Source organism: Micromonospora sp. NPDC049230 (assembly GCF_040647875.1).
Lineage (GTDB): Bacteria > Actinomycetota > Actinomycetes > Mycobacteriales > Micromonosporaceae > Micromonospora.
In genome coordinates this window covers 74,248-97,366 of the sequence record NZ_JBEZCZ010000010.1, presented here as the reverse complement: position 1 = coordinate 97,366, position 23,119 = coordinate 74,248, and the positions used below count along the sequence as shown (strand labels likewise).

General features: G+C 71.4%; 25 protein-coding genes. 8 read left to right on the top strand and 17 right to left on the bottom strand.

Annotated elements, in window-relative coordinates:
- Window positions 1-32 precede the first annotated feature (32 nt).
- Window positions 33-1,196, top strand: coding sequence for a DNA recombination protein RmuC (locus AB0A95_RS12000; protein ID WP_357555685.1), 1,164 nt, complete (start codon window positions 33-35; stop codon window positions 1,194-1,196).
- Between the two features lie 9 nt (window positions 1,197-1,205).
- On the opposite strand, the gene AB0A95_RS11995 is transcribed toward AB0A95_RS12000, so the two are convergent.
- Both AB0A95_RS11995 and AB0A95_RS11990 read right to left on the bottom strand, forming a co-directional pair.
- On the bottom strand, window positions 1,206-1,673 hold the full coding sequence (locus AB0A95_RS11995) for a hypothetical protein (protein ID WP_357555684.1): 468 nt from the start codon (window positions 1,671-1,673) through the stop codon (window positions 1,206-1,208).
- 40 nt (window positions 1,674-1,713) lie between these two features.
- Window positions 1,714-2,700 (bottom strand): 4-hydroxy-3-methylbut-2-enyl diphosphate reductase, encoded by a 987-nt coding sequence (locus tag AB0A95_RS11990; protein ID WP_357555683.1) that lies wholly within the window; start codon window positions 2,698-2,700, stop codon window positions 1,714-1,716.
- A gap of 151 nt (window positions 2,701-2,851) precedes the next feature.
- On the opposite strand from AB0A95_RS11990, the gene xseA reads away from it, so the two are divergent.
- Both xseA and AB0A95_RS11980 read left to right on the top strand, forming a co-directional pair.
- The gene (gene xseA / locus AB0A95_RS11985; RefSeq protein ID WP_357555682.1) at window positions 2,852-4,072 is read left to right on the top strand and encodes an exodeoxyribonuclease VII large subunit; all 1,221 of its coding nucleotides are present in this window, start codon (window positions 2,852-2,854) and stop codon (window positions 4,070-4,072) included.
- Window positions 4,073-4,117: 45 nt separating this feature from the next.
- On the top strand, window positions 4,118-4,339 hold the full coding sequence (locus tag AB0A95_RS11980; protein WP_030328827.1) for an exodeoxyribonuclease VII small subunit: 222 nt from the start codon (window positions 4,118-4,120) through the stop codon (window positions 4,337-4,339).
- A 43-nt stretch (window positions 4,340-4,382) separates the two neighbouring features.
- Here the strand turns inward: AB0A95_RS11980 and AB0A95_RS11975 are convergent, their stop codons facing one another.
- The gene (locus tag AB0A95_RS11975; RefSeq protein ID WP_357555681.1) at window positions 4,383-5,231 is read right to left on the bottom strand and encodes a hypothetical protein; all 849 of its coding nucleotides are present in this window, start codon (window positions 5,229-5,231) and stop codon (window positions 4,383-4,385) included.
- A 225-nt stretch (window positions 5,232-5,456) separates the two neighbouring features.
- Window positions 5,457-6,104 (bottom strand): DUF4245 domain-containing protein, encoded by a 648-nt coding sequence (locus tag AB0A95_RS11970; protein ID WP_357555680.1) that lies wholly within the window; start codon window positions 6,102-6,104, stop codon window positions 5,457-5,459.
- A 159-nt stretch (window positions 6,105-6,263) separates the two neighbouring features.
- On the opposite strand from AB0A95_RS11970, the gene glpX reads away from it, so the two are divergent.
- Both glpX and AB0A95_RS11960 read left to right on the top strand, forming a co-directional pair.
- Window positions 6,264-7,295, top strand: coding sequence for a class II fructose-bisphosphatase (gene glpX, locus AB0A95_RS11965; protein WP_357555679.1), 1,032 nt, complete (start codon window positions 6,264-6,266; stop codon window positions 7,293-7,295).
- Window positions 7,296-7,324: 29 nt separating this feature from the next.
- Window positions 7,325-8,281 (top strand): DMT family transporter, encoded by a 957-nt coding sequence (locus AB0A95_RS11960; RefSeq protein ID WP_357555750.1) that lies wholly within the window; start codon window positions 7,325-7,327, stop codon window positions 8,279-8,281.
- Window positions 8,282-8,328: 47 nt separating this feature from the next.
- On the opposite strand, the gene AB0A95_RS11955 is transcribed toward AB0A95_RS11960, so the two are convergent.
- The 7 genes from AB0A95_RS11955 to AB0A95_RS11925 form a co-directional block, all read right to left on the bottom strand.
- A complete protein-coding gene (locus tag AB0A95_RS11955) occupies window positions 8,329-8,592 on the bottom strand; it encodes a hypothetical protein (RefSeq protein ID WP_357555678.1) in 264 nt (87 codons plus the stop codon).
- A gap of 65 nt (window positions 8,593-8,657) precedes the next feature.
- Window positions 8,658-9,626, bottom strand: coding sequence for an NAD(P)/FAD-dependent oxidoreductase (locus AB0A95_RS11950; RefSeq protein ID WP_357555677.1), 969 nt, complete (start codon window positions 9,624-9,626; stop codon window positions 8,658-8,660).
- Between the two features lie 104 nt (window positions 9,627-9,730).
- A complete protein-coding gene (locus tag AB0A95_RS11945) occupies window positions 9,731-10,384 on the bottom strand; it encodes a rhomboid family intramembrane serine protease (RefSeq protein WP_357555676.1) in 654 nt (217 codons plus the stop codon).
- A gap of 107 nt (window positions 10,385-10,491) precedes the next feature.
- A complete protein-coding gene (locus AB0A95_RS11940; RefSeq protein ID WP_357555675.1) occupies window positions 10,492-11,169 on the bottom strand; it encodes a lytic transglycosylase domain-containing protein in 678 nt (225 codons plus the stop codon).
- 276 nt (window positions 11,170-11,445) lie between these two features.
- Window positions 11,446-12,861 (bottom strand): PhoH family protein, encoded by a 1,416-nt coding sequence (locus AB0A95_RS11935; RefSeq protein ID WP_357555674.1) that lies wholly within the window; start codon window positions 12,859-12,861, stop codon window positions 11,446-11,448.
- Between the two features lie 457 nt (window positions 12,862-13,318).
- On the bottom strand, window positions 13,319-13,654 hold the full coding sequence (locus AB0A95_RS11930) for a hypothetical protein (protein ID WP_357076516.1): 336 nt from the start codon (window positions 13,652-13,654) through the stop codon (window positions 13,319-13,321).
- A 31-nt stretch (window positions 13,655-13,685) separates the two neighbouring features.
- Window positions 13,686-14,030: a hypothetical protein gene (locus tag AB0A95_RS11925; protein ID WP_354995764.1), complete on the bottom strand. Its 345-nt coding sequence runs from the start codon at window positions 14,028-14,030 to the stop codon at window positions 13,686-13,688.
- A 264-nt stretch (window positions 14,031-14,294) separates the two neighbouring features.
- Here AB0A95_RS11925 and AB0A95_RS11920 point away from each other — a divergent pair, with 264 nt between their 5' ends.
- The 3 genes from AB0A95_RS11920 (at window position 14,295) to otsB (ending at window position 16,146) form a co-directional block, all read left to right on the top strand.
- Complete coding sequence (locus AB0A95_RS11920) at window positions 14,295-14,738, top strand: XRE family transcriptional regulator (RefSeq protein ID WP_357076513.1); 444 nt, start codon at window positions 14,295-14,297, stop codon at window positions 14,736-14,738.
- A gap of 162 nt (window positions 14,739-14,900) precedes the next feature.
- Window positions 14,901-15,254: a hypothetical protein gene (locus AB0A95_RS11915; RefSeq protein WP_357076510.1), complete on the top strand. Its 354-nt coding sequence runs from the start codon at window positions 14,901-14,903 to the stop codon at window positions 15,252-15,254.
- Window positions 15,255-15,321: 67 nt separating this feature from the next.
- On the top strand, window positions 15,322-16,146 hold the full coding sequence (otsB, locus tag AB0A95_RS11910; protein WP_357555673.1) for a trehalose-phosphatase: 825 nt from the start codon (window positions 15,322-15,324) through the stop codon (window positions 16,144-16,146).
- Window positions 16,147-16,172: 26 nt separating this feature from the next.
- Here otsB and AB0A95_RS11905 read toward each other — a convergent pair whose 3' ends face one another.
- The 6 genes from AB0A95_RS11905 to AB0A95_RS11880 form a co-directional block, all read right to left on the bottom strand.
- A complete protein-coding gene (locus AB0A95_RS11905; protein ID WP_357555672.1) occupies window positions 16,173-16,943 on the bottom strand; it encodes an isoprenyl transferase in 771 nt (256 codons plus the stop codon).
- 31 nt (window positions 16,944-16,974) lie between these two features.
- Window positions 16,975-18,117: a geranylgeranyl reductase family protein gene (locus AB0A95_RS11900; protein WP_357555671.1), complete on the bottom strand. Its 1,143-nt coding sequence runs from the start codon at window positions 18,115-18,117 to the stop codon at window positions 16,975-16,977.
- Window positions 18,118-18,380: 263 nt separating this feature from the next.
- Window positions 18,381-18,986, bottom strand: coding sequence for a response regulator transcription factor (locus tag AB0A95_RS11895; protein WP_357555670.1), 606 nt, complete (start codon window positions 18,984-18,986; stop codon window positions 18,381-18,383).
- Window positions 18,983-20,071, bottom strand: coding sequence for a histidine kinase (locus tag AB0A95_RS11890; RefSeq protein ID WP_357555669.1), 1,089 nt, complete (start codon window positions 20,069-20,071; stop codon window positions 18,983-18,985). The genes AB0A95_RS11895 and AB0A95_RS11890 overlap by 4 nt, the downstream gene beginning before the upstream one ends.
- Before the next feature lie 276 nt (window positions 20,072-20,347).
- A complete protein-coding gene (locus AB0A95_RS11885) occupies window positions 20,348-21,208 on the bottom strand; it encodes a hypothetical protein (protein ID WP_357555668.1) in 861 nt (286 codons plus the stop codon).
- Window positions 21,209-21,245: 37 nt separating this feature from the next.
- On the bottom strand, window positions 21,246-23,090 hold the full coding sequence (locus AB0A95_RS11880; RefSeq protein ID WP_357555667.1) for a phosphoenolpyruvate carboxykinase (GTP): 1,845 nt from the start codon (window positions 23,088-23,090) through the stop codon (window positions 21,246-21,248).
- Window positions 23,091-23,119: the final 29 nt, after the last annotated feature.

Here is a 23,119-nt window from a genome sequence, read left to right as displayed (position 1 = left end):
GTCTCGTCGTACCCGTCTGGCAAGCTCCGGTGATGGACGTCTCGACCCTGCTCGTGGTGATCGTGTGCCTCGGTGCCGGCGGGGCGGTGGGCTGGCTCGCGGCGCGGTCCCGCTCGGCGGCCGACATCGCCCGCCTCGACGCCACACTGGCCGCCACCCGGGAGGGTGAGGGTCGGCTGGAGCAGTCGATGCGGGCGCTGAGCTACGAGGCCACCGCACAGTCCCAGGAGGCGGTGGCCCGGGCGGTCGCGCCGCTGCACGACACCCTGCGCCGCTACGAGCTGCGGGTGGCCGAGCTGGAGCACGACCGGGTCGACGCGTACGCCGAGCTGCGCGAGCAGGTCCGTTCGATGACCGCCGTCTCCGGCGAGCTGCGCACCGAGACCAAGCAACTGGTGGCGGCGTTGCGCGCGCCGCAGGTGCGAGGCCGTTGGGGCGAGCACCAGCTACGCCGGATCGTCGAGGCGGCCGGCATGTTGGAGCACTGCGACTTCTCCGAACAGGTCACCGCCGCCACCGACCAGCAGGTCGTCCGACCGGATCTGGTGGTCCGGCTGCACGGCGGCCGATCGGTCGTGGTGGACGCCAAGGCGCCGTTCGACGCGTACCTGACGGCCATGGAGGCCCGCGACGAGCGCGGCCGGGACACCCACCTCGACGCGCACGCCCGCCACCTGCGGGGGCACGTCGACGCGCTGGCCGCCAAGTCCTACTGGTCGGCGTTCGACAACTCACCCGAGTTCGTGGTGCTGTTCATTCCGGCCGACACGTTCCTCGACGTCGCGCTCCAGCGTGACCCGACGCTGCTGGAGCACGCGTTCACCCGCAACGTGGTGCTGGCCACGCCGGCCACGCTTGTCGCACTGCTCCGGACCGTCGCGTACTCCTGGCGGCAGGAGGCGCTGGCCCGCAACGCGCTCGCGGTGCACACCCTCGCGCGGGAGCTGTACGGTCGGCTCTCCACGCTCGGCGACCACGTGGGCAAGCTCGGGTCGTCGCTGGCCGGGGCGGTGACCGCGTACAACCGGGCGGTCGGGTCGTTGGAGGCCCGGGTGCTGGTCAGCGCGCGCAAGCTCGCCGAGTTGGGCGTCTCGGACGACGAGTTGGCCACGCCCGCGCAGGTCGAGTTGACGCCCCGGCAGCCGCAGGCGCCCGAGCTGGCCGATCCGGCCGACGACGAGGTCACGACCCGTTAGGGCCGGTGTTCAGGACCGGTTGGCGTTCGACACCACGAATGGGGTGCCCTGCTGGCAGGTGCTCATCATGCCGGGTTCGGCCCGGCCGGTGACCTCCACCCGCGCACCCGGGGTCAGCACGTCCCGTGGCCCCCCGAGGAGCAGGTAGCCGTCGAGCAGTACGCAGTTGGGCTCCACCCCGCCCTGCACCACCCCGGACAGGGTGGTGGCCCGGACCCCCGGGGGCGTGCTCGGACCGCCCGGCTTCGGGCGCGAGGGCAAGCCGGTCGGCGCGGGGTCGACGATCGACGGCGTGCCGGTCGGCGCGGGGTCGACGGTCGAGGGCATGCCGGTCGGGTCGGGCGTGGGCTGGCTGGTCACCGGCGGCGTTCCGGTCGGCATCGGCGGGGGGTTGCCGCGTCCGGCGCCCTGGCTGCCGCAGGCGCTCAGCGCCACGCAGACGGTCAGCGCGGGGACGACGAGCCGAAAGGTCCTCATGCCGAATCTGACGTACGCCGGGCCGGGTTCGTTCCCGTGTTCAGCCGCGCGCCGCCGCGGCCTTCATGTCCCGCTTCAGCTCCTGCGGGAGCGAGAACGTGAGCCGCTCGTTGGCGGTGGTGATCTCCTCGACGTCGGCGAAGCCCCGCTCCGCGAGGTAGGCCAGCACCTCCTGGACCAGGTCGTCCGGGACGCTCGCGCCGGAGGTCAGGCCCACCGTGTTGGCCCCCTCCAGCCAGGCGTCGTCGATCTCGTGGGCGAAGTCGACAAGGTGGCCGGCGCGGGCACCCGCGTCCAGGGCGACCTCGACCAGACGGACCGAGTTGGAGGAGTTCGTCGAGCCCACCACGATCACCACGTCGCAGTCGGCGGCGATCTCCTTGACCACGTGCTGCCGGTTGGAGGTGGCGTAGCAGATGTCGTCGCTGGGCGGGGACTGTAGCAGCGGCAGGCGCTGCTTGAGCCGGGCCACAGTCTCCAGCGTCTCGTCGACGGAGAGCGTGGTCTGGGAGAGCCAGACGACCTTCTCCGGATCGCGGACAGTGATCTTGTCGGCGCCGTCCGGGCCATCGACGAGTTGGATGTGCGCGGGGGCCTCACCGGCGGTGCCGATGACCTCTTCGTGCCCCTCGTGACCGATGAGCAGGATGTCGTAGTCCTCGGCGGCGAACCGCTTCGCCTCGTGGTGCACCTTGGTGACAAGCGGGCAGGTCGCGTCGATCGCCTTCAACGAGCGCGCCTTGGCCTGCTCGTAGACCTCGGGGGCGACGCCGTGCGCGGAGAAGATGACGGTGGCTCCCTCCGGCACCTCCTCGTTCTCCTCCACGAAGATCGCGCCCTGCGCCTCCAGGGTCTGCACGACGTGCTTGTTGTGCACGATCTGCTTGCGCACGTAGATCGGGGCACCGTAGAGCTTCAGTGCCTCCTCGACGGTCTGCACCGCGCGGTCGACGCCGGCGCAGTAGCCGCGGGGCTTCGCCAGGAGCACGCGCTTGCCGGTCCGGGGAGTCGCCTCAGCCTCAGTCACCCCCACATCGTACGTGCCGACCCCCTCCAGACCTGTTGATCATGAGGTTATTGCTGCGACACGCCGACACCAGGGGCAATAACCTCATGATCAACGGGACAGGCGGTGGGGGTCCGTAGGGTGGGCGGGTGAGTGAGGGGCGGGTGGGCGGGTGAGCGAGGGGGCGGGGGCGCGGAGCAGCGCGGAGGAGCCTTGGCCGGTGCGGGTGGTCAGCCAGAAGGTGGGGGCGTGGATCGCCAAGCTCGGCTGGGTGTGGGTGGACGGGCAGGTGGCGCAGATCAGCCGCCGACCCGGGGCCAGCACTGTCTTCCTCACCCTGCGTGACCCGTCGGCCGACCTGAGCCTGACCGTCACCACCAACCGGGACGTGCTGGACGCCGGGGCACCGGAGCTGCGCGAGGGCGCCCGGGTGGTGCTGCACGCCAAGCCGGAGTTCTACGCCGCCCGGGGCACCCTGAGCCTGCGCGCCGACGAGATCCGCCAGGTGGGGCTCGGTGAGCTGCTGGCCCGACTGGAGAAACTCAAGAAGCTGCTCGCCGCCGAAGGGCTCTTCGACCGCGCCCGCAAACGCCGACTGCCGTTCCTGCCCGGCCGGATCGGGCTCATCACCGGCCGCGCGTCGGCCGCGGAGCGGGACGTGCTGACAAACGCCCGGCGACGCTGGCCGGCGGTGGAGTTCCGCACGGTGAACGTGGCAATGCAGGGCCCGTCCGCGGTGCCGCAGATCGTCGACGCGCTCAAGGTCCTGGACGCCGACCCGAGCATCGACGTGATCATCATCGCTCGGGGCGGCGGCGGCATCGAGGATCTGCTGCCCTTCTCCGACGAGGCGCTCTGCCGCGCGGTGTTCGGTTGCCGTACCCCGGTGGTCAGCGCGATCGGCCACGAGACCGACGCGCCGCTGATCGACTACGTCGCCGACGTCCGCGCCTCCACCCCGACCGACGCGGCCAAGCGGGTCGTCCCCGACCTCACCGAGGAGGTACGCCTCATCGGCCAGGCCCGGCACCGCCTGGAACGGGCGGTGCGCAACCTGGTGGACCGGGAGACGCACCGACTCGACGGGTTGCGTTCCCGGCCGGTGTTGGCCCGACCGCAGGTGATGGTGGAGCATCGCGCGACCGACCTCACCGCGTTGCGCCAGCGGGCCGGCCGCTGCCTGGAACACCGGCTCGCGGCCGCCGACGACGACCTGCGCCACACCCTCGCCCGGCTGCGTGCGCTCTCCCCCGCCGCCACCCTCGACCGGGGGTACGCGATCGTGCAGCGTGCGGACGGCCACGTCGTCCGCGCGGCGTCCGACGTCGGCAAGGGCGACCCGTTGCGGGTACGACTGGCCGACGGCGAACTGGCCGCCACTGTCGACGGCTGAGTGGCGACGCGGTGACCCGGCGGGCGATGTGCTGAGATGGGTGCGATGACTGACGACACGAAGGCCGGGCCGGACGAGCGGCTCAGTTACGAGCAGGCCCGCGCCGAGCTGGCCTCGGTGGTCGAGCGACTGGAGGCCGGCGGCACATCCCTGGAGGAGTCGCTGGCGCTCTGGGAGCGCGGCGAGGCGCTGGCGGTGATCTGTCAACGCTGGCTCGACGGCGCGCGGGCACGGATCGACGCCGCCCGGCAGGAGCCCGCTTCCTGACCGACCGCCGGTGGGGCGGCCGGAGCCGCCCCACGCGCGTACGTCAGTTGAACAGGCTGTACAGCTCGGCTGGCGCCTCGACGACCTGGTCCGCCGGCGGCTTCTGGGCGGCGGTGGCGGCACCGTAGTCGGAGTACGTCATCTTGATCTCCTGGGCGGCGGTCTGCCCGGCTGCCGGCAACTGCAACGCCAGCTCACTGAGGCGGCCCTGCGCGTCGACCTTCGCGGTGAAGGGAACGGTCTTCGCCTGGGTGCCCAACGCGGCGATCGTGGCGGCGTTCAACGAGCCCGCCTCGGCGGCCTTGGTGACGTCGATGGTGCCCGCGTACGCGCCGGTGCCGGTGCTGCGGACCTCGGTGATGCCCTGGGTCAGCACCGCGCTGCCGGCCGGGTCGACCTTGTCGAAGTCGAAGCCGAGACTGCGGTTGCCCTTGATCCGGGCCTGGTCCAGGTGCTGGTACTTGCCCAGGTTGAGCTGCTTGATGGCGGGCAGGCTGTCGGCGGTGGGGCCGGTCAACTCCAGCTTCACCCAGCTGTCCGGCTTGTAGTGGATCACGTCGAGCTTCATGGCGAGGTCGGACGAGGGGCCGCCGATGGCGAACTTCATCGACGCGCTCTGGCTCGGCTGGTGCACCTGACCCTCGGCCGTCGAGCCGGCGCCAGCGAGAGTGAACCGGAAGTTGCCGCTGCTGATCTCCTTGGTGGAGTCGAGCAGGGCCTGCTTGGCGTCGCCCGCCGCCGGAGCGCCGGACGCGCTCGCCGTGCCGGACGCGGTCACCGTCGGGGTGGCGGTCGATCCGGCGGTGCCGGTCGAACCGTCGCCGCAGGCGGCCAGCGCGGGCGTGATCAGGGCAGCGGCTAGCAGGCCGGCGCCGAGTCGTCGGACAGTCATACGTGTCTCCCAAGAGGGTCACCCGACGGCCTGGACGGCGCCGGAAACCGGGCGACGCGGCAGCACCGTCGGCCGCGCCGCGCGATCCGGGCCGAGCAGCGCGCCCGGATCACTCCCTCTCTGTTCCCTGTTGACGGGTCGGACAATCACCCTTCTGTCCGATTGCCCTCTCCGGCCGCCATCGGGGGCCGGCGTTCCCGGTCGTCGCGGCCCAGGACGGGCCGGTCAGCGCAGCGATCCGGCCAGCTCGCGGAGTTCGTTGTCCCGGGCGTCGCCGATGACGATCACCGTGCGGGTCGGCTCCAGCAGGACCAACGCCTGCTGGTTGCCCCGGGCCGTGTAGAGCTGCCAGGTCCGCCCGGCCAGCTCGGTCGGACCCCGGGGCTGACCCTGGTCGGTCAGCTCGGCGGGGAGCAGCCGCTCCGCCGGCACACTGCTCTGCAACAGTTGGAGGCCCCGCCCCTCCGGTGTGAGATAGCCGATACGCAGGTTCGCGCCGCCGTCGACGCTCTGGTAGCGGGCGCTGACCGTCGACCATTCGGAGCTGAGCCCCTCCGGCTGGCTCACCGGAAACACGTTCGCCGACCGGGCCTGCTCGATGGCCGGGGCCGGATCGACTGTCGTGGCCTGGTCACCACCGAGGAAGCCCCGGTAGAACGCCAGCAGCAGCGCGATCGGGACGAGCAGCACCAGCAACGAGATCGCCATGTCCTTCGGCGACCGTTCGGATTTGGCGGGCCGCACTCCCGGCGGTGGCGTCGGCTCATCGCCGGCGGGGTCACCACCGGGGCCGGCTGGGACGTCGGCCGGCGGCTGACCGTCGGGCGGCGTGCGGTCGGCGGGTACGCGGTCGGCTGGCTGTGCGGGCTCCACCCCTCCATCTTCGCAGCCGCCCGACCGGCGGTATCCAGGCCATCACCGCCCCGCGCCAACCCCGGGTCGGCCATCGTGTGAGGATCAGCGACAGAGCCGGCAGTGGGGACCGCCCCGCCGCCGGTCGTCCCCGCACCGTCGCGAGGAGGAGCAGCCGTCATGACCAACACCAGGACGCGGATCCCACAGGATCTCGACCGAAACCTCGCCCTCGACCTGGTCCGGGTCACCGAGGCCGCCGCGATGGCCGCCGGCCGGTGGGTGGGCCGGGGCGACAAGGAGGGCGGCGACGGAGCCGCCGTCGACGCCATGCGCAAGCTGATCAACTCGATCCAGATGCGCGGCGTGGTGGTGATCGGCGAGGGCGAGAAGGACAACGCCCCGATGCTCTTCAACGGCGAACACGTCGGCGACGGCACCGGCCCCGAGGTGGACGTCGCCGTCGACCCGGTCGACGGCACCACCCTGATGAGCAAGGGCATGCCGAACGCCGTCGCCGTGCTCGCCGTCTCCGAGCGGGGTGCGATGTTCGACCCCAGCGCCGTCTTCTACATGGAGAAGCTCGCCGTCGGTCCGGCGTACGCCGATGTGATCGACATCAACGCCGGGGTGGCCGAAAATCTGCGCCGGATCGCGAAGGTCAAGGGCACCGACGTGTCCGAGGTGACGGTCTGCGTGCTGGACCGCAGCCGCCACGACGACCTGGTCACCCAGATCCGCCGCACCGGGGCGGGCATCCGGTTCATCTCCGACGGCGACATCGCGGGGACCATCGCGGCCGCCCGGGGCGAGTCCGAGGTCGACGTGCTGATGGGCATCGGCGGCACCCCGGAGGGCATCATCTCCGCCTGCGCCCTGAAGTGCATGGGCGGTGCGATGCAGGCCAAGCTGTGGCCCCGCGACGAGCAGGAGCGGGAGAAGGCGCTCGCCGCCGGGCACGACCTGGACCGGGTGCTGGGCACCGACGACCTGGTCACCGGTGACAACTGCTTCTTCGTGGCGACCGGGGTCACCTCCGGAGATCTGCTGCGCGGGGTGCGGTACCGGGCCGGCGGCGCGTACACCCAGTCGATAGTGATGCGGTCGAAGAGCGGCACGATCCGGGTGATCGACTCGTACCACCGGCTGGAGAAGCTGGCGCTCTACTCCGCCGTCGACTTCGACGGTCGGCCCCTGGCCGAACAGGAGTGACCACCGCCGGCGCCGCGACACCGCAGGCTATCTCCGCGACCCGCCGGATCACCGGCGTCACGCTGGCGTCGGTCTCCGGGGTCACGGTGGCGGTGCAGTCCCGGATCAACGGCGAGTTGGGGGTACGCCTGGCCGACGGCTTCGCCGCCGCGGTCGTCTCGTTCGGCATCGGCCTGCTGGTGCTCCTGGTGCTGGTGCCCGCCACCCCCGGCGGGCGGCGGGGGCTGGCCGCGACGCGGCGTGCCCTGGCGACGGGAACGCTGCGACAGTGGCAGTGCCTCGGCGGGATGTGCGGGGCTTTCCTCGTGGCCACCCAGGGGCTCACCATCGGCACGCTCGGCGTGGCGGTCTTCACCGTGGCGGTGGTGGCCGGCCAGACCGGCAGCAGCCTCGCCGTGGACCGGGCCGGGATCGGGCCGACGGGCCGGCAGCCGGTCACCCGGCAGCGGCTCGCCGGCGCGGTGCTCACCGTGCTCGCGGTCGGGCTGGCGGTGGCCGACCGGCTCGGCGATCCGGGCACGCTGGCGCTTGCCCTGCTGCCCCTGCTCGCCGGGCTGGGCATCGCCTGGCAGCAGGCGGTCAACGGACGGGTCCGGGCGGCGGCCGAGAGCGCGTTGACCGCCACCCTCGTCAACTTCGCCGTCGGCACTGTCACCCTGCTCGTCGCGTTCGCCATCGACATCGCGGTACGCGGTTGGCCGACCGGCCACCTGCCGAGCGAGCCGTGGCTCTACCTCGGCGGCCCGATCGGCATCGTGTTCATCGCGATCGCCGCCGCGATCGTGCGGTTCACCGGTGTGCTGCTGCTCGGCCTGGCCACCATCGCCGGCCAGATCGTGGGGGCGGTCCTGCTGGACCTGGTACTGCCCACCGAGGCCTCCCACCCCGGCCTGAACACGCTGCTCGGCGCCGCACTGACCATGGTGGCGGTGCTGATCGCCGCGCTGGCGCCACCGGCCCCCCGCACCGACCTACCCGCGCCCTGAACGCCCCCGCGCGCCGACCTACCCGCGCTGGCGGCTCCGCGGAACGCTCAGCCCGGTGGGAGCTGCGACGGGTAGGGCGGCCGGAGCTGCACCGGCGCGGGCGAATCAGGCTCCACCGGCGGGCGCGAAGGGTAGGGCGCGTGCGGGTAGGGCGGATCAGACGCCGCCACCTGCGGGAGCGAAGGGTAGGTCGCCGGCTTCAGGACGTGGTCGTTGACCAGCAGCAGCACCAGGGCGAGCACTGTGGTGGGGTGGCAGAGCCAGGGCAGGGTCGTCGGTGCGCCGTCCTGCCGTGCCGCGGGACGCGTCATTCACCAAGGGTCGGGGCGAGGCGTCCCGATCCGGACACGGATCGGTTCGGGTCCGATACCGACGGTCAGCCGGCGTCGGAGGAGTGCCCGGGGAAGAGGTGGGCGTTCGGGTCGATGGCCACCGCCGCGTTGTTGACCGCCGTCGCCGCCTCGCCGAAGCCGGTGGCGATCAGGCGCACCTTGCCCGGGTATTCGGTGATGTCACCCGCCGCGAAGACCCGGGGCAGGTTCGTCGCCATCGCGCTGTCCACCACGATGTGCCGGCGGTCCAGCCGCAGCCCCCACTCGGCGAGGGGGCCCAGGTCGGCGGTGAAGCCGAGCGCGGCGACCACGGTGTCCACAGGCAGCGTCTCGGTGGCGCCACCGCGCACTGTCACCTCGGCCGCGGTTACCCTGCCGTCCCCGATCAGCCGGCTCACCTCGGCGTTGACCACCACCCGCACCGGCAGGGAGAGCACCCGGGCGACGGTCGAGGCGTGCGCCCGGAATTTTTCCCGGCGGTGCACGAGGGTCACCGAACGGGCCAGCGGTTGCAGCGCCAACGCCCAGTCGAAGGCGGAGTCGCCGCCACCGACGATCAGCACGTCGTGGTCGGCCAGCTCGGTCGGCTCGGTGACGAAGTAGACGATCCCGGTGCCGGGAGCGCCGTCGGCGCACGGCAGCGGTCGAGGGCTGAAGCTGCCGAGCCCGCCGGTGACCACCACCGCCCCGCACCCGAGTTGCTCGCCGCCGGCCAGGCCGAGCACCGGAAGACCATCGGCGTACGACAGTTTCTCGGCACGCGTGTCGAGCAGGTACTGAGGCTTGAACGGGGCGGCCTGTGCCACCAGGTTGGCCACCAGGTCGCGGCCCTTGACCGCGGGAAAGCCGGCCACGTCGAGGATCAACTTTTCCGGGTACATGGCGGTGACCTGGCCACCGGGCTCGGGCAGCGCGTCGATGACCGCCACCGACAACCCTCGGAACCCGGCGTAGTACGCGGCGAAGAGACCGGCCGGACCGGCCCCGATCACTGCGACATCGACCTTCCGCATGGCGTACCGTCGCTTTCCGCTTACGGATCAACGCGTGCTGATCTCGACCGTAGGCGGGTGGTGGCGGTCCGGCAAGCACGTCCCAGGGGCGCGCCGGGGATTGGTCAGGGCAGGCTGAGCGTGGACCCGAAGTGGTCCGGCCCGTCCACTGCCGGCCGTCGACGACGGAACAGGATCGCCGCGACCACCCCGCCGAGCAGCCCGAACAGGTGGCCCTGCCAGGAGATCCGCTCGTCGGTGGGGAGGATGCCGACAAGTTGCCAGCCGTAGAGCAGGCCGACCAGCAGGAAGACCGCGAAGTTCCACCAGCTGCGTTCGACGATGCCCCGGGTGAGCAGGATGCCCAGGTAGCCGAAGATGACGCCGCTGGCGCCGACCACCACCGAGTTGGGCGAGCCGGTGAACCAGACGCCGAGCCCGCTCACCAGGATGATGACGAGGGTCGACCAGAGGAAGCGGCGGGCGCCGGCGGCCAGCACGAACGTGCCCAGCAGGATCAGCGGGATGCTGTTGCTGTAGAGGTGGTCGAAGCCGTGGTGCAGGAACGGGGAGAAGAAGACCCCGTCCAGCCCTTCGATGCGTTGCGGGATGATGCCGGCGTTGGCGTCCAGGCCGAACGCGAGCCCCTGGTCGACGGCCTCGATGAGGAAGAGGAACGGGACCACCGCGCACATGGCGACGAACGCCCGGCCGAGGGCGGCGTAGAACGCCTCGGTGCCGAACCGGAAGGGGTCGCCGCTTGACGGGTGCAGGCTCACCTGACAACTGCTATCAGCAAAAGCGGCCGGCCGCCACTCACGTCCCGTCCGGAGTACGCGCGGAGGCGGGGCGGGTGGAGAGCCACCCGCCCCGCCCGCGGAAGCCGTCAGTAGTGGTTGTTGTTCTGGAAGTAGGTCCAGGCGCCGCAGGGCGTCTGGTACTTGCCCTTGACGTAGCCCAGCCCCCACTTGATCTGGGTGGCCGGGTTGGTCTGCCAGTCCGACGCGATGGCGCTCATCTTGTTGCCCGGGTACGCCTGGGGGATGCCGTACGCGCCGGACGAGGAGTTGCGGGCCTTGTGGTTCCAGCCGCTCTCCTTGGTCCAGAGCTTCTCCAGGCAGGGGAACTCGGCGATGCCGAAGCCCGCGCCGATCATCAGGGCGCAGCCGGTCTTGCGGTTGCCGCTGTACTCCTCGCAGGACGCCGGGATCGGCCCGTCGTACGGCTTGGCGGGTGCGTTGGCGGCCTCGCGCTCGCGCTTGCGGGACGCCGCGGCGGCCTCGGCCTTGCGGGCTCGCTCGGCGGCCTCCTTGGCGGCCTGTGCCGCACGCAGCTTGGCCTGGTATTCGGCGGCCCGCTGCTTGGAGAACTGCACCTGGTGGGCGGCCTGCCGCTCGCGCTGGTACGCGAGGTCGGCCCGGTCGACCTCAAGGCTGGCCTGCTCGACCAACCCCTGCTGCTGGGTTTCCCGGTCCTGGCCCAGGTAGAAGCCACCGGCAACGCCCACGGAGAGCAGCGCCACAGCAGCCGTACGGGCACCCAACCGGCTCCACAGCCGACTCACGAAGTGGTCCCTTCGTCGGGGGCATGGACGCGGCACGGCGCAGGTCACAGGTGGACCGTCAACCGTGCCACGAGCGCCCCGACCGTTTGCCGGTCGCGCCGACGCACCGATCGCCGCCGATGTCCTCCGTCGTGTGACGAACGATCACCGACGATCCCCTTGGTGCGTGGGCGCTCGTGGGACACGATTGCGCACAGTGAGGCTGATGGGAAACCAACCACGCTGTTTGTGACTTCTGCCACACTAATTATGCGGACAAAAGCCGCAAAAGCACCCTCAGATCGGAATGTCCTCCAGGAGATCGGTGACCATCGCGGCGATCGGCGACCGCTCCGACCGGCTGAGTGTCACGTGGGCGAAGAGCGGATGGCCCTTGAGCGCCTCGATGACAGCCGTCACCCCGTCGTGCCGACCGACCCGCAGGTTGTCCCGCTGGGCCACGTCGTGCGTGAGCACCACCCGGGAGCCCTGCCCGATCCGGGACAGCACTGTCAACAGCACGCCGCGCTCCAGCGACTGGGCCTCGTCCACGATCACGTAGGCGTCGTGCAGGCTGCGCCCCCGGATGTGGGTCAGCGGCAGCACCTCCAGGATGCCCCGCGAGGTGACCTCCTCCAGCACGTTCTCGTGCACCACCGCGCCGAGCGTGTCGAAGACCGCCTGGGCCCACGGCGACATCTTCTCCGTCTCCGACCCGGGCAGGTAGCCCAACTCCTGGCCACCGACGGCGTACAGCGGGCGGAACACGATCACCTTCTTGTGCCGGCGACGCTCCATCACCGCCTCCAGCCCCGCGCAGAGCGCCAACGCCGACTTGCCGGTGCCGGCCCGGCCGCCGAGCGAGACGATGCCGATGCTCTCGTCGAGCAGCAGGTCAAGGGCGATGCGCTGCTCGGCGGAGCGGCCGTGCAGGCCGAACGCCTCCCGGTCGCCCCGGACCAACCGGACCGACTTGTCCGGCAACACCCGGCCGAGCGCGGAGCCCCGCCCCGAGTGCAACACCAGGCCGGTGTGGCAGGGCAGACCGGCCGCCTCGTCGAGGTCGAGCGTCTCGCCGGCGTACAGCGACCCGATCTGCTCCTCGCTGAGCTGCATCTCGGACATGCCCGTCCAGGTCGGGTCGCTGGCCTGGCCGTGGCGGTACTCGTCGGCGCGCAGGCCCACCGAGGCCGCCTTGACCCGCAGCGGCATGTCCTTGCTGACCAGTGTCACCTCCCGCCCCTCGGCGGCGAGGTTGAGCGCGACGGAGAGGATCCGGGCGTCGTTGCTCTCGGTTCGGAAACCGGGCGGGAGCACGCCGTCGTCGGTGTGGTTGAGCTCCACCCGCAGGGTGCCACCGGCGTCGTTGGCGGGCACGGGGCGGTCGAGTCGGCCATGCCGGACCCGTAGGTCGTCCAACATTCGCAGCGACTGCCGGGCGAACCAGCCCAGCTCCGGATGGTGCCGCTTGCCTTCCAGCTCGGTGATGACCACCAGAGGCAGCACCACCTCGTGTTCCGCGAACCGGTGGAACGCCGCCGGATCGGAGAGCAGCACTGAAGTGTCCAGGACAAAGGCCTGGCCGGCTGGTCGTGGCTCCTTCGGGTCGGCCGGCGCGGCGGCCGCCGTGCGGCGGCTCCTGGTGGCGCGGCGGGTCGTGGCAGTCGCGGCCGGGGTCTGGTCGGCACCGGCGGTGGTACGGCGAGTCGTCACAGGCCTGCTCCGACGGATGGGCACCCGCCACCCGTGTTCCGCCTCCTCCGGTGCCCGGGGACACGGGGTCGGATGCGGAACCCCGTGCGCGAGGTCGCAGATCCGGGCGGACCGGCTGGCTCGGGAGAACCCCGCGCCATGCCTAGACGCTAGCCGCGCCGAACCCTTCCGGCTAGGGCCTGTGTCAAAGTCCTGGGTCGAGCCGAGGCGGAGTCCAGGGGCTTTGACACATGGCCCCAGCGTGCGGGGAACTCCCAGGACTGGCGCGTCGCCGGGCGCCTCATCGAGAGGGGCGACGGGCGCGGCGGAACCGGCCGGGATGCATGCCCCCTGCGCGCACCCCGGCCGGTTGGGGTCACCGTCACCGGTCTGACGTGACCCCGACGGTGCGTGTCCGCCGCGGACGACGCACCGCGTCGGTGCTGCCGGTCGGCGGGCCTGCGCCCGCCGGCCGACCTCAACCGGTACGTCGAACGAGCGTGCCGGTCGGGTGCCGCCCGGTGATCGGGGCGGCCGGAGCGCTGAACGACGAGCCGGTGTACGTGGTGCCGGGGCGGGCGACGGTGCTGGCCGAGCGGACCACGCCCGCCGGGGAGACCGACAGGGCGGAGGCGATCGCGGCCTGGGCGTCGCGGCGACGCCGGTTCCAGGCGCCCCGGTCACCGTCGAAGTAGCCCTGCCGGTAGCCGAAGCGGTAGCCGATGCGGTAGCTGAGCTGCCCGTGCAACCGACCGGCCGCGTAGCTGGTCGCACCGAGCACCAGGACGAGGAACACCGCGAGGAACGGGCTCATCGGGCAGCACCGGCCCAGCGTGGACGCCAGGTCATCGCTCCTCCGGCTCGATCGTTGTGGGATCCGCGACGAGCAGCCGGTCCAGGTCGTCGGTGCTGACCTCCTCGACCAGCTCGACACTGATCCGGCAGCCGTCCAGCACGATCTCGGCCACCGAGGAGCGGCGGATCTCGCCGCCGGCGTCGTAGACCCGGACGCTCAGTTCCGGGCAGCCGAGATGGGTACGCCAGGCGTTCCACTCGGCGCGGTCGCCGACGCTCAGCGACAGGTAGCGGCAGCCTCGGGCGAGGTAGAGGCGCCAGGGGGCGGTCAGCCCCGCGGCGACCCCCTCGGCGATCAGCCCGAAGGCCTGGGCGCGGGTGGCGAGCTCGGTCACCACACCCCCTTGGCGTCGGGGGCATGACGCATGTGAGCACCAATCGTCTCATGCACGTGACACACCGTAGATTGTCCCATGGGCGTGACAGTATCAGCTTTTCGTCCGCTTACGTTCGCCACTACGGGCATCTATTCTGCCCGCGTGGCACCCCTCAACAGTGGCACTGAATCGTTTACCGGAAATCCGAAGATCCCGTCACGTAGGCGTGACAGTAGCGAGCCGGGGCGCGCGCCCGACGCCGCGTGGCCGTACCGTCACGGGGTGACCGAGACGGCCAATGCGCGGAAGATCGCCTTCGCCACCTTCGTCCGCCGCGCCCTCGACGAGGCACGGGCGACCCGAGCCTGGAGTGGCACCGAGGTGTCCCGACGCACCGGCGTCTCCCGGCAGACCATCAACCGGTGGGTCCGGGGCGACTGGGCCAGTGACCCGGAGGCCGAACGGGTTGTCGCCTTCTGCGAGGGCCTGGGGCTCAACCCGGCCGCGGCCTTCGCCGCACTCGGCTGGGACCGCACCGCGAGCGGCCCCCGCAGCGGCCAACCCGCCCCTCCGATGGACCCCGACGTGGAGGCCCTGCTGCGCCGCCTGGTCGATCCGAACGTTTCGGACGCGGAGAAGTTCCACATCCGAGAAACCATTAGATACCTCGCATACCGCCCAACGTTGCCGGTCGATGTCCGAAATAGAGGCAATCAAGCAGGGTAGTTCCTCAGATGGCGAAAGAACGCCTGGTCGGGTTCATTCGTTTGCCTCCAGGGCCGGAACGGGCACGCTAGCGTCCCTATTCGTACTGCTTGGGCTCGTCATCGGCGGGGGGACGGGACAAGGCCGAACCCAGCCCTGCGGGACAAAAGGAGGGGTCTGTCCATGACCCTGAAGTGGTTGGCAGTCGTGGTCGCGACGGTGTCGATGACACTCTGGGCGACCGGTAACACAGTGACCCTCGCGGTCGACGGCGGGCAGCTGCCGCTGCTCGTCAACCTCTTCGTGCTCATCACCGCCGGCACCGCGGTCGTCCTGGCCGTGGTCGCCGAGCTGCACGAACGCATGAACGACCGGATCAGCGCACTCACCGAGTTCCTGGTGGCACGGCTCAACGAGATCGAGACCCACACCGGCGATCGCAACACCGGGTTCGTGGAGGGTTACCTGTTGAGCCACGGCCAGGAGGCAGCGGTGGTGCCGTTCGGTCGGCGTGGACGAGGAGCCGCCGAACGCTGATCGCTTACCGCACAACGGGTCCGCTCGGCCAGGAATGAGCCTGCATCGCCGGGGTACGCTGACGCGCGTGCCGTCGTTGAATCTGGGCAATCACCAGCCGAGAACCCCGTTGAACGCCGACCAGGCCTGGCGGACCACCGCCAGCCGGGCGGCCGGGACAGTGCTCTTCTTCGACTTCGACGGCACGCTCGCGCCCGTCGACGACGATCCGACAGCGGTCCGCCCGGCGCCCAAGGCGCTGACCGCGATCGAGGCGCTGGCCCCGGTCGTGCAGCGGGTCGCGATCGTCTCCGCCCGACCCGTCGAGTTCCTGCGGGATCAGCTCGGCGGGCTCACCGGCGTGGACCTCTACGGCCTGTACGGGCTGGAGCACAGCCACTCCGGCGGGGAGACCGTCACCGAGCCGGCCGCGCTGCCCTGGGTGCCGACAATGGCGGAGCTGGCCGACCTGGCCCGAGCGGAGCTGCCGCCCGGCACGCTCGTGGAATACAAGCGGCTCTCCGTGGCACTGCACTGGCGGACCGCCCCACAGCTCGGCGCGACGGTGCAGCAGTGGGGGCAGGCGCAGGCCGACCGGCTGGGCCTGCGGGTGCAGGCCGGGCGGATGGTGCTGGAGCTCAAACCGCCTGTCGACAGCGACAAGGGCATGGTGATCGGCGAGGCGATCAAGGGTGCCACCGGTGCCTGGTATTTCGGTGACGACGTCTCGGACATCAAGGCCTTCGCCGCACTGCGCGCCCGCGCCGCCGCCGACCCGGACTTCCTCGGCGTCTGCGTGGCAGTCGCCAACCCGGAGACCGGCCACGAGGTCGCCAGCGCCGCCGACCTCACTATCGAGTCCCCGGCCGCCCTCGGTGACTTTCTCACCGAGGCACTGACCCACCTACCCTGACCCGGGCCGGTCGGCAGACCGCCGGGTCAGGCGCCGTAGCGGCGTTGCCTGGTCGCGTACGAGCGCAGTGCGCGCAGGAAGTCGATGTGCCGGAAGTCCGGCCAGTTGAGTTCGCAGAAGTAGAACTCCGAGTGCGCGGACTGCCACAGCATGAAGCCGGACAGCCGCTGCTCCCCGCTGGTGCGGATGACCAGGTCGGGATCGGGCTGGCCACGGGTGTAGAGGTGCTCGGCGATGTGCTCGACGTCCAGCACCTCGGCCAACTCCTCGATCGTGCCGCCGGAGGCGGCATGCTCCAACAGCAGCGAGCGGACCGCGTCGGTGATCTCCCGGCGACCGCCGTAGCCCACCGCGATGTTGACCTCCGCGCCTCCGGTGCGCTCGCGGGTGCGTTCCTCGGCGCCCTTCAGCGCCGCCGCGGTCTGCGCCGGGAGCAGGTCGAGAGCCCCGACGATGCGCAACCGCCAGGGATTGCCCTCCTCCGCCAGCTCCACCACCAGGTCCTCGATGATCTGGAGGAGGGGGTCCAGCTCACTGGCCGGGCGGCGCAGGTTGTCGGTGGCCAGCAGGTAGAGGGTGACGTGCCCGATGCCGGCCTGGTCACACCAGCCGAGGACATGCTTGATCTTTGCCGCCCCGACCCGGTGGCCGTCGTTCGGGTCGACGAAGCCCATCTCCCTCGCCCATCGGCGGTTGCCGTCACACATCACCCCGACGTGCCGGGGCACCGGCTTACCCGCGAGCTTCGCCGTGAGCCGGCGCTCGTACACGGAGTAGATAAGGTCCCGCAGCGTCATCACCTAGCAGCGTAGCGACCCTTCGGCCAGATCACCGCCTCGGAGCCCCATCCCCGCCGGGCAGACCGATGCCGATCATCGCCAGCGTACGGGCGGTGAGGCGTCCGTCACCCAGCCCCAACTCGACCACGTCGTAGAACACCCGGTCGTCCCGGCGGGCGGCCCGCACCGCCGCGTCCACCACTCGACCACGCCGCGCCAACCAGGCGGCGACCGAGCTGTGCCGCAGGTGGGTGCCGAGACGGCGGCGCAACCCGTGGGCGTAACGGACGGCCGCCGCCTCGGGTGCCTGGGCCGCTGCCGCACCGGCGAGCGCACCGGAGAGCAGCGCGTAGAAGATGCCCTCGCCGGTGAACGGATTGATCAGTGACAGCGCGTCCCCGGCCAGCAACGTGCGGCCACGCCCCGGTGCCGGCCGATGGGTGGACAGCGGCAGGTGGTGGGCGCGCAACGCGGTCACCGTCCCCAGATCGGTGCCGGGCAGCAGCGCGGCCAGCCGGTCCAGCAGGTACGCCCGGCTCAGCGGCTCACCGCGCAGCACCTCCCCGTACCCGACGTTCGCCCGTCCGTCGCCGATCGGAAACGACCAGGCGTACGCCGGCCAGCGCGCCTTCGAGGTGACGATGAGCTGCTCGGACGGGCCGGGCAGAGCCGGGGCGTACCCCCGGATGGCCAGCGCCAGGTGCCGGTCGGGATTCTGCGGGTGGCCGAGCGCCCGACGCACCACCGAGCCGGCGCCGTCGGCACCCACCACCACCCGACCGGACACCTCCCCGTCTAGCACCACCCGGTCGGCGCGCGGCTCGACCCCGCGCACCGTGTGCCGGCGCAACTGCGCGCCGGCCGCCACGGCAGCCGCCACGAGTCGCGCGTCGAAGACCTCCCTGGGCACTGTGTACGCGGGTCGGGGCAGCGCACGAGCCACGGCACCGCCACCCGGCGCGATCATGCGCAACGCGGGCAGCGGCGCGTAGCCGGCCACCGCCTCGGGCACCCCCAACTCGGAGAGCACGTCCACCGAGTGCGCGGCGATCCCGTCGCCACACGCCTTGTCCCGGGGAAAGTCGGCCCGGTCCAGCAGCAGCACGCTGGCGCCCGCCCGGCACGCCGCCAACGCGGCTGCTGCTCCGGCCGGCCCCGCTCCCACCACCACCACGTCGAACTCGTCGCTCACCGCGCGCCTCCCTCCCCCTCGGCGGCACGGCCCGTTCGCCACCCGCCCGCGCCGTCGGCGTCGGTCGTTGTGACCGACACCACCCGCCATCCTGCCCGCTGGCCGCTCGCCCCGGCCGATGCCGCACGGCCCGAATTTCCCGGCCCGCCGACCGCCCACCCAGGGCGACGCCGCACGGCCCGAATCCCGGCCCGCCGTCCGCCCACCCCAGCGCGACGCCGCACGGCCGGAATCCCGTCGACGCACCGTGGACCTCGGCGGCGTCAGATCCAGCCGTTGGTCCTGGCGCTGAGGGCGGCCTCGATCCGGTTACGGGTACCGGTCTTGCCGATGGCGGACGACAGGTAGTTGCGCACAGTGCTCTCGGACAGGTGCAGGCGGGCGGCGATGTCGGCGATCGTCGCACCGTCCACGGCGGCCGCCAGCACGTGCCGCTCCCGCTCGGTGAGCGGGTTCGGGCCGGCCGACAGGGCCGCCGCCGCGAGTGTCGGATCGATCACCCGCTCACCGGCCAGCACCCGTCGGACGGCCACCGCGAGTTCCTCCACCGGGCCGTCCTTGACCAGGAAGCCAGCCGCACCGGCCTCCATCGCCTGACGCAGGTAGCCGGGCCGACCGAACGTGGTGAGGATCAGCACCCGGCAGTCCGGCAACTGCTCCCGCAGCGTCGCTGCGGTGTCCAGGCTACTGCCGTCGGGCATCTCGATGTCCAGCAGCGCCACGTCCGGACGGCTGCTCCGGGCCGCCTCCAACGCCTCGGCGACGGTCCGGGCCTCCGCCACCACCTCGATGTCGGGTTCGAGGTTCAGCAGCAGGGCCAACGCCCCGCGCATCATGCCCTGGTCCTCGGCGAGCAGCAGCCGGATCATTCGGTCACCGTCGCTACCGTGCGGGTGGGAACCCGGACGGTGAGCAGCAGACCACCACCGTGCGCCGGATCGACCCGCAGGGTGCCGCCGGTCCGCTCAAGCCGCTCGGAGAGACCCCGCAGGCCGTTTCCGAACCGCGGTCGGCCGCCCACCCCGTTGTCCCGGATGGTCAGCACCGACCCGTCGGCATCGGTGTCGACCTCGATGTCGCAACGCGACGCCCCGCTGTGTCGCAGCACGTTCGTCACCCCCTCCCGGAGGACCCAACCGAACGCGTCGTCGGTGTCGACGTCGAGATTCCCCGTTCCAAGGACCGTGACGGTGATGCCGACGTCGGCCAGGACGCTCCGGGCGTTGTCCAACTCCCGGGCGAAGCTGTGCTCGCGGTAGCCCGTGACCGCCTCCCGCACCTCGGTGAGGGCGGTGCGTCCGATCCGCTCGATGTCGGCCGCCTCCGCCGCCGCCCGGAGTGGATCCGTCGGGGCGAGCCGACGGACCACCTCCGCCTTCACCACAACCACCGACAGCGTGTGGCCGAGCAGGTCGTGCAGATCCTTGGCGAACCGGAGCCGTTCCCGTTCCACCACCGAACGGGCCAGCTCGCGCTGGGTGCTGCGCAACTCGTCAACCAGGCGGGCCACCCGAGCGAACGCCAGCGTCATGGCACCGGCGAGCAGCGTGATCAGTGCGATCTGGGTGGTGCCGTCGGCGGGCAGGCGTCGCGCCGCCCCGATCACCAGCACGGCCGCGACACTGCCGCCGACCCAGGTGAAGGCCCAGCTCACCCGGAGCAGTCCCACGGTGCCCGCGGAGCACACGTAGATCAGCAGGGCCAGCCATCCGGTCGCGGCGTCGCCGTACGCGGCGGCGAGCGCAACCCCGAGCAGCGCCAGCAGTGCCAGCCCGGCGTGGTGCACGGCCGGCCGCACGACCAGTGCGGCCACCGGCACCGCCACCAGCGCGAGGTAGAGCAACGCGAAGACGGCCAGCCCGACCATGGCCACCGGCACGGGGTGCACCTCCCCCCGCGCGACAGTGGCAGCCGGTGGGAGCAGCAACCACAGCCACAGGGTGTGGGCTGCCATCAGCATGAGCCCACGACGCCGCAGCCTGCGGTCGACGGGACGTGTCATCTCGCTGGCACCAGGCACAACGGACACGCTAGTGCCGGTCAACCGCGTACTGCCGCGCGCCGGTATGCCCACGCCGCGACGATGCCCCGCACGGATCCGAATGAGGTGGTGAGTCCCGCGAGACGTACGGCGATGTCGCCCATACCCAGCACGCTACGAAGGCGCGAACGCCCCCGGCAGAGCCGCCGGTACCGACGGTGGGGTGAGGTGGGGTGGGTCGGCTCGGGGTCAGGGTGGGGTGGGGTTGTCTGTGGGTTGGGTTGCTCGGCGCAGGCCGTACAGGGCCAGTGCGGCGGCGGCGAGCAGGGGTGCGCCGTCGCGGACCAGGCCGTCCACACCCAGCAGCCACCAGCACAGCGGCAGGTCCACGGCGAGCACGACCACTGTGACGCCGACCAGCAGGCCCCGTGCCCAGTCCTTGCCGCGCATCAGGAACGCGGTGCAGAACAGCACCGCGTAGCTGGCCGCGATGCCGGCACCGAACCAGAACAGTACGGCCGGCAGCGCGGACAGCCGACCGTCCAGGATGGCGCCACCGGCCACCAGTGCCGGCACCAGCATCAGCGGGCTGTAGGTGAACGCCGCCACCCGGCTGGTCAGCAGCCAGGCACTGGCCTCCGGCCGCCGTGGCGGGGTTTCCCGCCAGGACAGGCCGGCCCGGTCGAGGACCAGTCGTGGCCGGTGCCGGACGAGATGCCCGGCCAGCGCCGACGAGCGGTACAGCAGCCAGACCACCGCCACACAGAGCGCGGTGAGCACGGCGAAGCCGAGCAGGCCGGGCAGCGGCGGCACCCCCTGCCGGGGCACGATCAACCGGCCGACGGCGAAGATCGTGGTGACCGCGAGGATCAGCCCGAACGGGCGAGCCACGGTGCGGCCCCGGCGGACATGCCCGATCAGCAGCAGGAAACCGAACGAGCGCAGCATCGCCCAGCCGGTCCGCACGGCCAACCCGAAGCCCTGCTCCGGGGCGTACCACCAATTGAGCAGCTCGACCACGACGGTGGCCGCCGCCGTCGTCGCGAGCAGGAAGGTCAGCACCCGGACGGCGGACGGCCGCCGGACCTCGGTCTCGGCGGCCGTCGTCATGGAATCCGGTGTTGCCCGCGAAGGGTCTCGTTCACACCTACCGCTGCGGTTGCGCGGCGTCCAGGCGGGCGCGCAGCGCGTCCAACTCGGCCCAGAGCACGCCGGGCAGTTTGTCACCGAACTTCTCGAACCACTCGGTGATCATCGGCAGCTCGTTGCGCCACTCGTCCGGGTCGACCTTGAGCGCGATCCGGACGTCCTCCGGGGTCATGTCCAGGCCCTCGACGTCCAGCGACTCGGGCGTCGGCACCATGCCCACCGGGGTCTCCACCGCGTCGGCAGTGCCCTCGATCCGCTCGACGACCCACTTGAGCACCCGGGAGTTCTCCCCGAAGCCCGGCCAGAGGAACGCGCCGTCCGGGTCCTTGCGGAACCAGTTGACGTAGTAGATCTTCGGCAGCTTGGCCTCGTCGCCGTCGGTGCCCTTGCCCATCTCGATCCAGTGCCGGAAGTAGTCGCCCGCGTGGTAGCCGATGAACGGCAGCATCGCCATCGGGTCCCGGCGGACCACACCGACGGCGCCGGACGCGGCAGCGGTGGTCTCCGAGGAGAGCGTGGCACCCATGTAGACGCCGTGCACCCAGTCACGGGCCTCGGTCACCAACGGGATGGTGTCCTTACGACGGCCACCGAAGAGGATGGCGTCGATCGGCACCCCGTTGGGGTCGAAGTACTCGTCGGCGAGGATCGGGCACTGGGTGATCGGGGTGCAGAACCGGCTGTTCGCGTGCGAGGACAGGCCCTCGCTCTCCGGCGTCCAGTCGTTGCCCTTCCAGTCGATCAGGTGCGCCGGCGGCTCGCCCATGCCCTCCCACCAGACGTCACCGTCGTCGGTGAGGCCCACGTTGGTGAAGACGGAGTTGCCCCGGTCCAGGGTGCGCATGGCGTTGGCGTTCGTCTTCCAGTCGGTGCCGGGCGCGACACCGAACAGGCCGTACTCCGGGTTGACCGCGTAGAGGCGGCCGTCCGGGCCGAACCGCATCCAGGCGATGTCGTCGCCGATGGTCTCGACCTTCCAGCCCGGAATGGTGGGCTCCACCATGGCCAGGTTGGTCTTGCCGCAGGCCGAGGGGAACGCGCCGGCGATGTGGTGGACCTTGCCCTCCGGCGAGGTGATCTTGAGGATCAGCATGTGCTCGGCGAGCCAGCCCTCGTCCCGGCCCATCACGCTGGCGATCCGCAGCGAGTAGCACTTCTTGCCGAGCAGCGAGTTGCCGCCGTAACCGGAGCCGTACGACCAGATCTCCCGGGTCTCCGGGAAGTGCGAGATGTACTTGGTCTCGTTGCACGGCCAGGCGACGTCCTGCTGCCCAGGGGCGAGCGGAGCGCCGATCGAGTGCAACGCGTGCACGAAGTCCGCGTCGTCGCCCATCGCCTCCAGGACGCGGGTGCCCATCCGGGTCATGATGCGCATCGACGCGACAACGTAGGGGCTGTCGGTGATCTCGACACCGAACATCGGGCTCTCGGCCTCGACCGGGCCCATGACGAACGGGATGACGTACATGGTGCGTCCGCGCATCGAGCCGCGGTACAGCTCGGTCATCGTCCGCTTCATCTCCGGCGGCGCCATCCAGTTGTTGGTGGGGCCGGCGTCCGCCTCGTCGACGGAACAGATGAAGGTGCGTTCCTCGACCCGGGCGACGTCCGTCGGGTCGGTACGCGCGTAGAACGAGTTGGGCTTCTTCTCCGGGTTCAGCCGGATCAGCGTGCCGGCCTCAACCAGCTCGTCGGTGAGGCGGCGCCACTCCTCGTCGGACCCGTCCACCCAGACGACCCGGTCGGGGGTGGTCAGTTCCGCGACCTCACGGACCCAGGCGAGCAGTTTCGGATGGGACGTCGGGGCCTGATCAATACCCCGCACTACAGCCGGAGCAACCATGACACATCTCCTTGTGGTCGACGCTGACC